The sequence below is a fragment of the Sphingobacterium corticibacterium genome (genome assembly GCF_004208525.1).
GTDB classification, from domain to species: domain Bacteria; phylum Bacteroidota; class Bacteroidia; order Sphingobacteriales; family Sphingobacteriaceae; genus Sphingobacterium; species Sphingobacterium corticibacterium.
The window spans coordinates 881,467-897,414 of sequence record NZ_SGIT01000002.1 but is presented as its reverse complement, the minus strand read 5'-3'; the positions used below and the strand labels follow the sequence as shown (position 1 = coordinate 897,414).

General features: G+C 44.4%; 8 protein-coding genes. All 8 read left to right on the top strand.

Annotated elements, in window-relative coordinates; genetic code table 11:
* Nucleotides 1–2 precede the first annotated feature (2 nt).
* Nucleotides 3–1,916: a RagB/SusD family nutrient uptake outer membrane protein gene (locus tag EWE74_RS12190; protein ID WP_130141807.1), complete on the top strand. Its 1,914-nt coding sequence runs from the start codon at nt 3–5 to the stop codon at nt 1,914–1,916.
* Nucleotides 1,917–1,960: 44 nt separating this feature from the next.
* On the top strand, nt 1,961–2,920 hold the full coding sequence (locus EWE74_RS12185; protein WP_130141806.1) for a hypothetical protein: 960 nt from the start codon (nt 1,961–1,963) through the stop codon (nt 2,918–2,920).
* Nucleotides 2,921–3,288: 368 nt separating this feature from the next.
* Nucleotides 3,289–6,498: a SusC/RagA family TonB-linked outer membrane protein gene (locus EWE74_RS12180; protein WP_206365218.1), complete on the top strand. Its 3,210-nt coding sequence runs from the start codon at nt 3,289–3,291 to the stop codon at nt 6,496–6,498.
* Between the two features lie 17 nt (nt 6,499–6,515).
* The gene (locus EWE74_RS12175) at nt 6,516–8,579 is read left to right on the top strand and encodes a RagB/SusD family nutrient uptake outer membrane protein (protein WP_130141805.1); all 2,064 of its coding nucleotides are present in this window, start codon (nt 6,516–6,518) and stop codon (nt 8,577–8,579) included.
* Nucleotides 8,580–8,702: 123 nt separating this feature from the next.
* A complete protein-coding gene (locus EWE74_RS12170; protein ID WP_206365217.1) occupies nt 8,703–10,256 on the top strand; it encodes a pectate lyase family protein in 1,554 nt (517 codons plus the stop codon).
* Between the two features lie 205 nt (nt 10,257–10,461).
* Nucleotides 10,462–13,599: a DUF6298 domain-containing protein gene (locus tag EWE74_RS12165; RefSeq protein WP_165384705.1), complete on the top strand. Its 3,138-nt coding sequence runs from the start codon at nt 10,462–10,464 to the stop codon at nt 13,597–13,599.
* Between the two features lies 1 nt (nt 13,600).
* Entirely contained in the window at nt 13,601–15,019 is a 1,419-nt protein-coding gene (locus EWE74_RS12160; RefSeq protein WP_165384704.1) for a glycoside hydrolase family 140 protein, read from the top strand.
* 4 nt (nt 15,020–15,023) lie between these two features.
* Nucleotides 15,024–15,944 carry a glycoside hydrolase family 43 protein gene (locus EWE74_RS12155; protein ID WP_130141803.1) on the top strand — a complete coding sequence of 307 codons (921 nt, stop codon included), beginning with the start codon at nt 15,024–15,026 and terminating at the stop codon, nt 15,942–15,944.
* Nucleotides 15,945–15,948: the final 4 nt, after the last annotated feature.

The window sequence follows — 15,948 nt, the reverse complement described above, 5'->3', positions numbered from 1 at the left end:
ACATGACAAAGAAAATATATACAAAGTTTCGGAAAGGGTTCATGTTGGCATTATCTTCTGCCATACTGCTTTCCTGCAATAACGACGATTTTTTTATCCTGCCCGATAGAGGAGGGCTGGATGCTGAAGGCTTGTGGAATACCGAAGGGGCCGTGAATATGCACCTTAATAAAGCTTACGAATTGATTATTCCTAGGTTTCCCTACCAGACAATTCCTTCGCGCTTCGACATCCACTTGGTCAGTGACGAACATTTTTTGGCATCTAACGGATCGTATGGTGCACAAGCTTTGGGAATAACGGGGGCTCCATTGAATAATCACGACATACGTTATACAGGGAATAGTTATAATCAAAATTATCTGGATAACCGCTATATGGATATTGCACGCTGTAACAATGCGATTAAATATTTGCCGGAGAGTACAATTGCCGATGCGGTTAAATATCCGATGTTGGGACAGTATTATGCCTTGCGGGCGATGGTTTATCTTGAAATGGTAAAGGTTTATGGCGGGGTGCCGCTGGTACTGGAGCCGCAGGATCCCGACAATGTAATGACCGACGGTCGGTCTAGCGCCCGTGCCTGTTTTGAACAGATCGTAAGCGACCTCAATCACGCTATGGAGTATCTCAAAGATGTAAAATGGGGTGGGAGTGATTGGGGGCGTTTAACCTACGAAGCGGTGGCTGCATTGAAGGGAAAAGCTTTGTTGTACTGGGCCAGTCCACAGTTTAATCCGCTGGACGACCCAAAGCATCCCCACGATGCTTCACGCTGGCAGGAGGCGCTTATTGCCAATAAGGAGGCTTATGATATCGGTTTGGCCGCAGGACGTCGTTTGGTAGAGGAATACAGCATGATTTTTCAAATCGACGGTGCTTCAAATCCGGAAACCCTGATTTCACGACCATATTCCAGTACCGAAGCGCGGCGTGGGCATGATGAGGAGCGGAAGTCCCGCCCGAGATCAGAAAACCAGAATGGATCACCATTTCTCGGCTATCAGCCCACAGTGAAACTGCTACGCGCCTATCCGATGAAAGATGGAAACCGTATAGACGAACCGGGAAATTATACCTTCAATAACATTCTGTTCTGGAAAGATCGAGATCCTCGTTTTGAGGCGACCATGGCTTATAACGGCAGTGTATGGGAGCTGAGTGGTAAGGAAGGACGTCGTCAGTGGAACTATGAAGGAGCAACGAATGGTGGTGACTTGGAAAGTGCGAATTGGGCAGTTTACTGTAAAAAGTTTACAACACCAGGTTTGGCCGAAGCCTCTGTTCCGTATAACGATGGACGAGGTGGAAGTGGTATGGACTGGATTGAAATGCGTTTTGCTGAAGTGATGTTGAATTTGGCAGATTGTGCTAATGAAACCGGGGATATGGCGACGGCCAAAGATATGGTACGGCAGATCCGTGATCGTGCCGATATTGAACAAGGTAGTAACGATTATGGCTTGGGTAGGATTGCCAGTATAGAGCAAATGCGCGAATTAATACTTAATGAACGTATGATCGAGTTCTCTTTCGAGAACAAACGTAATGCCGACCTGCGCCGCACCCGGAACTGGTCTAAGCTAAGCGGCGAATTTTTGGAAGTTTATCAATTACAGGTGTTTGGAGTTAATAATGACGCTAGAAGGGACACGATCGCCAAATTACAAACCGTCGTTAATGAAACAACCGGAGAGCAATTCCGCGATCGTCTAGATTTGAATGATGAGGAAACCTATCTGAAATATTTTCAACCTCACGTGGCTCGGCCCCAGGAAACCAACTTTAGAGCAATGTTTATCCCGGAGTACCACAATTTTTATACGTTTCATAACGACTTTGTACGCCGCGGTGTGAACATCGAAACCACTATTGGATGGGAGGGCGGAACCTTTGATCCTCTAGATGATTAAATATCGAGATGAGAACCAATGGAAAAAACTATATAATAAGAAAGATGATGAAAACAGCAAGATGGATCCCTCTTTTTGCGATACTATTGGCCTTTGTTGGCTGTAAAAAAGAGTCGGAGAATATATTTACGATGTTTGAGGATGTCAAGGTCACTTTTCACAATAACAGTGAATATGCGATTGTGGAAGACGCAGTCGTCAATGATGGAGATAGTGTGCATATTTACTTTACCATTACTTCTGCTAAAGAGGATATGATGTCGGTAGTGGTCGACAGTACCAACGGTACTGGAACCTGGTCGCAGCGTTCGATACCGATATCAGAAGGCGACCGCCGTTCCTATTCTGGTGTCGTCAAGTTTAAAATGCAACGCGACGGCAAAATGACCTTCCGCTTCTATGCAATGAACGAGAATAATGTGTATATAGGTGATGGGTATACCTCAATTACGGTAGATGCTAGACCCAGCTATAACCTGTTCGCCGACCGACGCTTATATGCGCCTGTTGAGGGCGAAGACTACCCGAGCTTTTTGTCACTTAGTACGGGGAAAACGTATAGTTATAGTGAGGCTGCAGCAGTATCCGACCAGATAGACTTCGGGATCGACACGATATTTGATAGCAGGCCAGGTAACACTACTTTTTTGGTTTACAATTTATATGCATTGACTGTGGATGAGTATCCAGTGCCATATTACGATGTTTCGGGCTGGACCAAGCGTGAGACCAAGTTTAGTGCGCCCGTGTCGTCTTCAAATTCACGGCAGTTCTTTACCCAAACATTAGTGTCATCAAGCAGAATTGAAACGGAAGCAATGAAGCAAACGATCGATAAGGAACAGACAAACGGTGTAGAATATAATTCCGGGGGGATGGTTGCTACGCAGATTATATACTTCCAGACGCCAGAAGGAAAATACGGGGCTATTTATGTAAATCAGGCTACTCGGGATCAACAAAATCGATACTACGTGAGTGTGGATTTCAAAATACAAAAATAAATAAGATTCAGATAATTTAAATACGTTAAAGATCAATCCGAGCATGTCAAAAAAGTGCTCGGATTTTTTATTATCTTCCGATAAATGCTAAGTGTGAATTATGTTAATATCGTATGCATTTAGGGTAATGCGATATAATATTTCATATTATTTTTTCTCCTCCTTTGTTAAAGGAACTAATGATGCGTAGCGCATTGTTAGTCGCAGTTATAAACAATTTATTTAAGTTAGCGGACTAGATAGTTAAACTATTTTCTTTATACGGTGGTGCTTTTTTGCAATACAGCGTACGGATTGTGTAGAAGAAAAAGACGTAAGTGTAGCATATTATCTAACGGCTGACTTAAGGATTATAAACAATTTCAATTATGTTAAGATTTACAAAAAAGCGTTTTTTGTATGCGACATGTGTTTCGGCCCTGGTCTTTACGCTACCTATGCCGAGTATGGCGCATGCACCAACGGAACATCCACAACAATCTATTCATGTGAGTGGGCAAGTGCGGTCGTCTGAGGGAGAGGCAATCGCTGGGGTTACCGTCCGTTATGGCGGTACAGAAGCATCTACCGATCAAAACGGTAGGTTCTCCATTCGGCTGGCCGCACCGGGAGATATTGTTTTTTCTGCGGTTGGATATGCCTCCAATACAGTACATGTTACGAAAGATGCGGTATTGAACATCATGCTGGAAACCGGCGAATCGACTTTGGATGAAGTTGTTGTCATCGGTTTTGGTACTGTAAAGAGGCGCGATCTGACTGGATCCGTCGTCTCGGTGAAAAGCGAGGAAATTACGGCTAGACCAGGACCAAACCCGATGGAATCCCTGCAAGGAAGAGTGGCCGGTTTAGATATCACCCGTTCATCCGGACAACCTGGAGAAGGGGTGGATATGCAGCTACGTGGCTCCCGATCATTTAGCGCTAGCGGTGCCCCATTATTTATCATCAATGGCTTGCCAGGTGACTATGCTACGCTGAACCCTTATGATATCGAATCGATAGAGATATTGAAGGACGCAGCTTCCACAGCGGTATACGGATCTGCTGGAGCAAACGGCGTTATTATCATTACAACAAAAAGTGGAAAGGCAGGAAAGCTTAATGTCGATGTGAATACCTATTATGGTCATAATGGTTGGTCCATTACGCCTAAAATGCGCACGGGAGATGCTTATTTACAAGCTAAGCGAGATGCTTATAAGTACATCTGGGACGAAGCTAACCAAAAATGGACCACAGAAGGAGCGCTATGGCAGTCAGAGGCCGACGACGAGATCATCTTTGGGGAGGATCGGTATGCCACTTTTCAGCAAGGTAATTTTGTTAATTGGACGGATGAGTTTTTACAAAAGAGTGCGGCAACACAGAACTACAGTTTGAGCGTATCGGGGGGTAATGAAAAAACGACCGGATATCTGTCTTTTAATTACACGAAAGAAGAAGGACAGTATAGAGGAGATGGCTATAATCTGCTTTCGACGAGTATGCGGTTAAACCATAAAATAAGAGATTGGATCTCGATCGGTAGTGATCTTCAGGCGGCATACGTTATTCGGAATAAGGCACAAGATAAATTAGAGAATGCTTTAGTTACCGACCCACTGGTACAGCTTTATAAGGAAGATGGCTCTTTAAATCCGGATTTGGGTAATAACGTATATAACCTATTGCTGGATTATCAACCTGGTGTATATGCGAATAAAGACAATAATCTTAAACTATATGTAAACCCTTATCTGGAGATCAAACCGCTAAAAGGATTGACGTTATTGTCCAGAATAGGTACTTGGCTGACCTACTCCAATGGCTATAGGTTTGATGGGATAGGATCGGTAAGCTATACGTATAATAATGCGGGGATCGCAAAAGCGTCGATTAATCAGAATCGCTCGATTGGTTATCAATGGGAAAATATTCTGACATATAATTTTCAAATAGCAGACGATCATGACTTTACATTAACAGGCGTAACCACTTGGCATGATAACCAAAATAATGAGACCGAAATGCTCCAAAGCAATATTCTGTCCAATAATTTTCAATGGCATAAGTTTATGGGCGATGCCAATACGACGGCAACTTCGTCATACGATATGACCAAAACCTTTGGTGTCATCGGCCGGGTGAACTACTCGTATCTAGGGAAATACTTAGCCTCTGCCTCTATACGTAGAGATGGTGCATCCGCTTTATACAGAACGAATCGTTGGAACACATTCCCAGCAGCATCCGTAGGCTGGCGGATTTCCGAAGAATCATTCATGAACGGGACAAAAAATTGGTTAGACGATTTGAAGGTCCGTGTAGGTTGGGGGGTCACTGGATCTGCAAAAATCGATCCGTACAGCTCCGTGGCAAATTTAGAAAATGCGAATATGTCGTTAGGTGGTATGACGCAGCTGATTTACAGGAATTCCCGATTTATTACGAATCCGCTTCTGGGGTGGGAGAAGTCCTATAATACCAATATTGGTTTAGATGTCGCGTTATTTAAAAACCGAATCGACATGGCGATAGAATATTACGCTACTAAAACGGATGGCGTCATCTGGAATTTGACCTCACCAATTATCTATGGTACTTATATGCCGGGTACCCAATATCAAACATACCTCAATATTGCAAAGACACAAAACCGAGGTTTCGAATTCACGGTCAACTCTCGTAACATCGTTTCTGAAAATTTTGAATGGAGTACATCAGCGGCTTTTGCATACAATAGGGAGCGGATTTTAAAGCTGACCGATGGAGTCGCAAACAATATTATAAATGATGTGTATACCCTTAGTATCGGAGAACCGCTCAATTCATTCCGTAATTATAAATTGGACGGTGTTTGGCAGATAGGTGAAGAAGCAGACGCTGCGGTATTTGGTAAACGTCCTGGTGATCTGAAGGTGAATGTTCCGGATATGACGAAAGTAGCCGATGGAGTATTTATGAAAACCAATGCAGACGGATCGACCGCTTATTACTATACGGATTTAGCGACGGCGCAACAATACAATGGTAGCCTCACGGAAGCAACCTCGAGGTATAACTATAGTGCAAACGATTATCAGATTTTAGGCCGCAATTCTCCAGATTGGTCTTTGGGTATTCAAAATACATTCAAATACAAAAATATAGACTTAGGGATATATTCGTATTTCCGTTGGGGGCAAATGATCCATTACAATATGCTAGGTTGGTACCAGCCTAACGGATTAGCGGCAAATGCCAGCCCTTCCAGAACAATTCCGGAATATTTTGACTATTGGACACCGGAAAATCCAACAAATGATTTCCCCGTTATGCAATATCAGGCAACAGCCTCGACGATGACTGGCTTTTCAGGTCTGAACTACGTGGACGGATCCTTCTTTAAAATTAAGAACATCACGCTGGGGTACACCTTACCTAAAAGTGCAGCAGAAAAACTTTCATTGGGCAAGTTACGTATATATGGTACGATTACAAACCCTTTGATTGTCGCTAAAAGCCACTTGATCAAACAATATGATCCGGAAATGAACGGGGAATTAGCCTATCCTTTGACCAAGCAACTGGTGTTTGGTTTGAATATGACCTTTTAATATGTAAACGACAGATCATGAAAACAAATAAATTAAAAAGAATATTATATACGATCGGACTGGGGTTCTCTACTGCAGTAGCGGTCAGCTCTTGTAGTTTAGATGAGTACAATCCCGTCGTCCTGTCTGAAGAAGATGTCTTGACTAATTTCGAAGGTTGGAAAGCCTATCAGTCTAATTGCTATACAGGGCTATGGGGACCTCTTATCGGTATGCCTTATGGGATCGTGTCTGAAGGGGGGACCGATTTGTGGACATTTCCCTATGGCAACCACAACCAATACAGGGATCTTCTCGCTTATGAAGAGTTTACCATCAATTCTAATGTTGTAAGAAATACTTGGGATTATGCTTGGGGATCGATCAATCATTGTAATAAGGCGATCGATCTGGCTGGGGCGTTGACCGATGGTAATCCAGAAGATATAGCCGTTTTGGTAGCTGAAACACGACTTTTGAGAGCGTACTTTTACTCCGTTTTGGTAGCGCAATTCGGAGAGCTTCCATTGGTATTGACAAATGACCCCGTAAAAAATTTAAGCCCGCAACGAAACGGGATACCCGAAATTTATACGCAGATCGTTTCTGATTTGAAAGCTGCGTTTAATGATCTTCCCGTTACGCCATATGATGGAAATCCAGCGCGGGTTACGAAAAAGGCAGCTTTAGGCCTTCTTGCCCGTGTATATGCACAAGGGGCAGGAGAGGATTTACGGGAAGGTGATAAAACCTATTGGGAGCTTGCAAAAGAGGCTGCTGACAACCTGATCAATGGGAAAGGTCAGTACGGTGCGATGTTATACGATGATTTTGCAGATGTATTTGCTTCGGACAATAATAGAAATAACCAAGAGGCACTTTTTACAGCGTATGGATTAGATCCTTACGATGAGTCTTATGATTACTTCACAGGAGGCTCCAAACCGAATCTCTATCTCCACTACTACCCGAAATTAGACGATGCTTTCGGGACATCAGATATTTTCAGAAGAGGGGTTAATTCCAATACTTCGAATGCTTACTATGGTCGCTTAAACCAACAATTTATTGCACCCACAAGATATTTGATAAACTGCTTCGATGCGCGATACGATAAACGTTGGGAGAACACATTTGTAACCGCTTTTACAAACTATTCGGGCGTACAGGCGATAGGTAGTTTAGGAACGGGAGCCCCTGCTCCGGCAAACGTTACCTATGATGCTGCGACTGTTACCCTCACAGCTGCTATGTGTGCAAAATACGGTATAGATCCTAGTCATGTCGGAAAAAAGATTTATCCTTACGTGGATGTTAATGCAAGTCTGGCTTCTCGAAATGCGACCTGGCAATATATTCCGAAAATTTGGGAAAAAGAGGCATATAATGGATCAACTTCAAATTTAGAAACGATACCGAATGCGAATGTACACCCTTATCCTTTAGCGGCAGATGAAGATCGGTTTTTTGCCTATTTGAGCAAGGAAAACCTGAGTGCTGATGATAAAAAAGCACGGTGTTATGTGACGGTTAATATAGATGAGCTGTTTGACCTGACGGGTGACCCTACCGGTAGTACATATAAAGGGGTCACCTCGAATAATAATTTAACACCATCAAGCTTGGCTAATCTTTTTCCGGCGATGATGAAATTTAACACGAACTTCGACGGCGGATGGCTAGGCGGGAACTTCCAGCAGAAGTTGGGGAATATCATGATCATGCGGATGGCGGAAGTTTATCTGATTGCCGCAGAAGCTACCATGAACACGAGTGCCGATGGGGCAGTAGCAGCTGGTTACTTAAATGAATTAAGAAGGAGAGCATGTAGAGACGCGGCAGATTTCAATACGGCTACCGGCATGCAATTAACCACGGCGACAATGGACGATGTTTTTGATGAGTATGCACGTGAACTTTGTGGGGAGTTTAACCGCTGGGCACTCCTAAAACGGAACAAAGCTTTTGAAACGAGGTTAGCTGCTTATAATAAGACTGCTGCGGCCAATTTTATTCCAAGTAGACATTATAAGCGTCCTATTCCGTTTAACTTTTTAAATCAGATTAATAATGCTAATGAATTTGGATCTAACGGCTATTAATAAAGTAGGGGTATTGACGGAGACAAAATGATACAAGAGCCGGAGAATATATTATAAGTATGCTTCGGCTCTTTTACCTAAATTTGTTTTAGTGTAAATGAAAACCTAAAAAACAACTAGTATATGATGATCAATAAAACATTCCCATATAAATCGTTGAAAAAAAGTCTGCTTTTTTTGACGCTTTTATTGGGGGCAACCGGTGCTGACGCACAGCAAGCACAACCCGAACGGGGACAGATACCGCCACATCCACCGCGATTGCCAGAGGGTGCTATTCCAGCATTCCCCGGAGCTTGGGGAGGGGGTATGTTTACCACCGGAGGACGTGGAGGTAATGTGATAGCGGTTACCAACCTGAACGACAGCGGTCAGGGCAGCCTCCGCGCGGCGTTAGAAGCGAAAGGCCCCCGCATAGTTGTATTCCGTGTAGCGGGGACTATCAAAGTGGATGGTGATCTGAATATTAACCATCCTGATATCACCATCGCGGGACAGTCTGCTCCCGGTGACGGTATTTGTATAGCCGGTACGCTTAATATCAATACCCACAATGTCATTGTCCGGCATCTGCGTGTACGTCGAGGTGTTCCGGTAGGTGGACAGGGTGATGATAATATCGGCGGTAATCCGCACCATCATATTATCATTGATCATTGTTCTACCAGTTGGGGGATGGACGAGAATATCTCGCTATACCGACATATGCGGCCATCACTTGATGGAACAACGCAAATAAAAGACCCCGCACAGCATATTACCATCCAATGGACGATTTCGAGTGAAGCACTCGATGCTAGAGGACACGCTTTCGGTGGTACGTGGGGAGGAAACCCCTCGACTTTTCATCATAATCTGTTCGCCAGCAATACCGCACGTAACCCTTCTATAGGCATGTCAGGGCCATTTGATTTCCGGAATAATGTGGTTTTTAACTGGCGTCACCGTTCTATAGATGGAGGCGATGAGACATCGGAGATAAATTTAATTAACAATTATTTCAAACCCGGGCCAGCGACGAACGATAATATGCGTGCCGTATTTGCACGTATCGAACAACGCAGCATGTATTCGCCGGGCAGTGCATGGGCGGCCGGTGAATGGTATGAGAAAGAGGCAAATCGACCCGGGAAATGGTATGTTGCCGGAAACATCATGCATGATAACACAGCGGTCACGAATGACAACTGGACCGGTATGCGGCTGAAAGATGGTCGAGAGACAGCGGAAGAGACGAAGAAAATAGCCGGTGTCGGTACGCCTTTCGTAGGATGGCCTGTAGCGCCACACCATACCGCAGAAGAGGCCTTCGAGGCAGTTTTAGCCAAGGCTGGCGCAACCTTGCCTAGACGAGATGCTGTTGATACGCGCGTGGTCGACATGGTACGCACCGGCAAACCGACAACCGAAACGGGCATCATAAAGGATATTGCCGAAGTGGGTGGATATCCAGAGCTGACTTATAATCCTACGGAGGTACTGGTAGATACGGATGGCGACGGCATGCCCGATGAATGGGAAAAAAAATATGGCTTGGATCCAAATGACCCTACTGATGGCGTGAAAGATACAGATGGCGACGGTTATACCAACGTGGAAGAATACTTGAACGGTACAAATCCGAAGGAGAAAATCGATTACCGAAATCTTGGCAATAATGTCGATACGATGAGTTAATTGTATCATCTTATGATGCTGCCAAGGTAAGTGTGTGCATATGCGGCAAAATGATACAATAGCTGGAGAAAATACTACAAACATAGCTATACCCTTATAGCTATGTTTGTATAAGAGATACATAGGCCAAGTTACCTATTGTTAATGTTAGAAGAGTTGAATATAACTGCTTTACTTCGAGCTTAGTAAATCTTTTTTAAATGGTATGGTGTTGAATAATAAACAGACATATTGGCGATTGATCCCAGGTAGGTTTTTATGTGCGCTGGGATTACTTTTTACCTTTTATTTTGTAGGATATACGCAAAAGGTACCTGCACCATTGCTTTGGAAAGAAGGTAAATTCGTTTATCAAGCAGATTCGCTGGGTAATCGAATTCCTGATTTTTCCCATGCAGGTTACGAGGGGGGCGATAAATCAATCCCTGACGCACTGGTGAAAATTGTAGTGCCTGTAAAGGGGGGGGATGCAACGGCACGTATTCAAGCTGCAATCGATTATGTCTCGCAATTGCCGTTAGACAAGCAGGGCCTGCGGGGAGCAGTATTATTGCAAGCAGGACAATATGCCTTGTCTGGCTCTTTAATTTTGCACACTTCTGGCGTGATATTGCGAGGTGCTGGTTTTATGGAGAACGGTACGGTACTGGTCGGTGAAGGGCAGACAAGGGAGACCTTGATCCGTATTGTAGGTGAACAAGATTGCAAAAGAGAAGAACAACGAAAAGTACAAGATGATTATGTTCCTGTCAATGCAAACATTCTCCATTTGGACAATACGAATGGCCTGAAAGTAGGCGACGGGGTCATGATTACCCGACCGTCAACGGAAGAATGGATTAACGCGCTAAAAGCGGAAGAATTTGGTGGAGGAATGTCCTTTTTAGGTTGGAAACCAGGGTTCTGGAATAGCACATGGGATCGAAGGATTGTCCGTATAGACGGCAACCAGATAGAGCTGGACGTACCTATTACCACGGCATTAGACCAACAATATGGCGGTGCAACGGTTGAAAAATATACATGGAGTGGTAGGATCGAACAGGTCGGTATCGAAAACATACAGCTGGAATCGTCCTTTGATAAAAATAATTCGAAAGATGAAGATCATCGATGGATGGCCATTACGGTAGAGAATGCACAGAATGTATGGGTTCGCCGGATGCAATTTAGGTATTTTGCAGGATCAGCCGTGTATGCCAAGGAAACAGCAAGTAAACTGACGGTAGAAGATTGTATTTCCCGTGATCCGGTTTCTGAAATCGGTGGCCAACGAAGGTATACTTTTTATACACGTGGTCAACAGACCTTATTCCAACGGCTATATTCTGAAAAAGGCTATCATGATTTCGCGGTAGGGTTTACAGCTGCTGGTCCAAACGCATTTGTGCAGTGCCAAGCGGTAGAGCCCTATGGTTTTAGCGGCGCTATTGATAGTTGGGCTTCGGGTGTATTGTTTGATATTGTGGATATTGATGCACAGGCATTGCGCTTTACGAATCGCGGGCAAGATGGAAAAGGTGCTGGATGGACAGCGGCAAATAGTGTTTTTTGGCAATCTACTGCCGCACTGATCGAGAGCGACCAACCCCCAACTGCCCAAAATTGGGGCTTCGGCCTTTGGGCACAGTTTCAGGGCGACGCCTACTGGACAGAAATTAATAACCATGTCAACCCTCGAAGTTTATATTACGCGCAGTTGGAGGAAAGAATAGGTAAGTCTGCGGGGAAAAGGAAAGTATTGCTGCCGATATTGACCGATGCATCGTCTAGTCCGACGATCGCGGTAGCTGCCGAGCTAACAAAAGTTGCTGAAAAGCCGGCACCGCAACTTAAAGATCTTATTGCAGAGGCTTCGCAACGTGATCCGTTATCGACCGATATACAGGGGATAAAGATGCTGACAGATAAAGATGTGCCGAAACAGATGAAGACTGCTAAAGCGGCGGATATGGCCATCTTAAATGGCTGGTTGGTGCGTGGGCAAGAAGTGTTGACAGGTCGTAAAATTGATGTACCCTGGTGGAACGGAAATATTAGACCCCGTGGATTACAAGAGGCCAAACCGCATATTACACGTTATGTTCCGGGAGAGATCGGTACAGGCTTAACCGATGATCTTAAAGAGGTGACGGATAATATGCTGGCAAAGCACGTACTAAGCATAGATCATAATTACGGACTATGGTATGATAGACGACGGGATGACCACGAACGAATCCGACGTATGGACGGCGAGGTCTGGCCTCCGTTTTATGAGTTGCCTTTTGCCCGGAGTGGACAGGGACTGGCGTTTGATGGTTTGTCGAAATATGATTTAACAAAATACAATCCATTTTATTGGAATCGATTGAAGCAATTTGCAGATTTAGCAGACCAGAAAGGGTTGGTGTTGTTGCATCAAAACTATTTTCAGCATAATATTCTCGAAGCGGGCGCGCATTATACCGATTCTCCGTGGCGTACGGCAAATAATATCAATGATGTTGGTTTTCCGGAGCCGGTACCGTATGCAGGTGATAAACGAATTTTTATGGCGGAACAGTTTTATGATGTTACCCATCCGGTGCGACGTGAACTGCACCGTGCGTATATTCGCCAATGTCTCGAAAACTTTAAAGATAATACAGGTGTGATCCAGCTGATCAGTGCGGAATATACGGGACCCCTACACTTTGTGGAGTTCTGGATTGATGTGATCAAGGAATGGAAAGCAGAAACTGGCCTGCATCCGATAATTGGTCTCAGTGCGACGAAAGATGTGCAGGATGCGATCTTGGCGGACGCAGCGAGAGCGAAAGAAATACAAGTAATCGATATTCGTTATTGGTATTATCAAAAGGATGGAGAGGCCTATGCGCCGCAAGGTGGAAAGAACCTAGCGCCGCGTCAGCACGCACGGCAGATGAAGTCGAAAGGAACATCGCCGGAGCAGGTGTACCGTGCGGTTTCTGAATATCGAACAAAATTCCCAGATAAGGCGGTTATTTACCATAGCGATAGTTATCCGCAACACGCGTGGCCGGTATTTATGGCTGGTGGATCTATGGCGAACATCCCGAAAGTAGACCATGCAGACTTCGTTAAAGAAGTCTCGGGTATGCAAGTGAAGAAGCAAGAAAATAGCTGGTGTTTGGAAGGCTCGAAGTCTGCTATTTTTTACAATGCCGATAATACGTCGCTTCAAGTGGATGTGCCTGCTTGGAAGGGCAATTACAAAGCTTACCATATTGACTCCAAAACGGGAGCGATTCTGGGGTCGGAATCCGTGAAAACAGGGCAACCTATTACCTTAAAAAAATATAAAAACACCCCAGAAGTGATCTGGATAACCAAGAAATAATATGATATCTATTTGTAAAAAGCTATTACCATTGGCATTTGCAGGAGCTCTTTTTTCCTGTACTTCGACGACCTCAGATGAAGGGAGACTTTCGTCGCAGATGAGCGCTTTGAGCGTGTCTGAAAATGGAAGATATTTAATGACAGACGATGGCAGACCTTTTTTCTGGCTTGGTGACACGGGCTGGCTGCTGTTTAATAAATTAGACCGAGATGAGGCGGAGCACTATCTGGAAGATCGGAAACGGAAAGGGTTTAACGTGGTGCAAGCGATGGTTTTACATACTGTACCATCGGTTAATGTGTATGGCGACTCGTCCATGGTGAACAAAGATATTTCGCGCCCGCTCGTGACGGAGGGAAATAATCCAGAAGTAGCGGAAGAGTACGATTATTGGGATCATATCGATTATATTATTGACCAGGCGGCGGAAAAAGGGATTTATATGGCGTTAGTTCCGGTATGGGGATCGCCTGTAAAAGATGGCAAAGTTTCGGTCGAACAGACAACGAAATATGCGACTTTCTTAGCAGAACGTTGGAAAGATAGGCCGAATATTATTTGGTTGAACGGTGGAGATATTCCAGCGTCCGACTCTACCGCGGTTTGGCTGGAGATGGGAAAAACTATTAAGGCTATTGATTCAAACCATTTGATGACCTATCACCCACGGGGTAGAACAGCTTCTTCCGATTGGTTCCATAACGAACCTTGGTTAGACTTCAATATGGTACAATCTGGACACAGAAGATATGACCAGGATACATCGAGCAATGAAAAGAAACATTACGGCGAAGACAATTGGAAATTTATGGAGGTAGACTGGGCTTTAAACCCCGTGAAACCTACGATCGACGGAGAACCTTCATACGAGGGTATTCCACAAGGACTGCACGATACGAAGGAGCCGGTTTGGCAAGACCATGATGTGCGCCGTTACGGTTATTGGTCCGTGTTTGCCGGTGCTTTCGGGTATACCTATGGACAAAACTCGGTGATGCAAATGCACGCCGCAACAGACACCACCACAGCGTACGGATCAACCACGCTATGGACAGAGGCCATGGATGCACCGGGGGCCGGACAAATGCAATTCCTGAAGAAACTTATGTTGTCTAGAGATGGTTATTTTGATCGTGTCCCCGATCAGAGTCTCGTGGCCGAAAATGGTGAAAAATATAACCGCTTATTGGCTACACGAACAGACCATTATGCATTTATCTATAATTATAATGGTAGAGAAATGAAAATCAACATGGGGAAAATCAATGGTGATAAAGTGAAGGCTTCTTGGTTCGACCCCCGTACGGGCGAATCAACCGTGATAGGAGAAGTAGAAAATACAGGTGTACAGACTTTTAAGCCAGAAGGAGGAGAGAAAGATGGAAATGATTGGGTGTTGGTTTTAGATAGTTTATAGGAGCATGAAAGGTAAAATAAAGGCTTTAGTTGTTGTGTTAATAGCATCCCTTTTGGCATCTTGCCAGAGGGATGTCTATATGTACACTTCTTTTCGTGAACCCGCCGATGGCGGATTACAGTATTTGTACAGTGAAGATGGCTATTCCTGGACGGCGATTGATGGGATTTTCCTGAAGCCCGAACTAGGCGAACAAAAGATCATGCGGGATCCTTCGATGGTACGTGGTAAAGATGGGGTTTATCATCTGGTATGGACCATCGGTTGGCAAGGTAATGAAGGCATTGGGTATGCTTCTTCGAAAGATCTGATCCATTGGGAAAATAAAAAGATTGTACCCGTTATGGCGCATGAGGAGACAACGGTCAATATATGGGCCCCGGAGTTGTTCTATGATGAGGATGAAGATCGCTTTATTATTATATGGGCATCGACTATCCCTGAGCGCTTCCCGAAAGGGGAAGAGGAAGAACGAAACAACCATCGGATGTATTACACGACTACGAAGGATTTTGAAACGTTTACGGAGACGAAGTTATTCGCAGACCCAGGATTCAGCATTATCGATGCGGTCATTGTAAAGAAAGATAAGAACGATTATGTATTAGTCTTAAAAGACAATACGCGTCCGAACCGAAACTTGAAAGTTGCTTTTGCGGATAATCCATTGGGGCCGTATGAGCAGGTGTCTGAGCCCTATACAGGCTTTAAAACAGAGGGACCCTCGGTGGTTAAACTTGACGATGAATGGCTCATTTATTTTGATTCTTATGGCACCATGAGCTACGAAGCCGTGTCAACCACGGATTTTAAAACGTTTAAGAATGCCAACGATAAGATTTCGGTTCCGAAAGGACATAAACATGGAACGATTTTCAAAGCATCCAAAAAGGATTTGGAAAAATTGTTAAAAGAGCAAAAATAAAAAG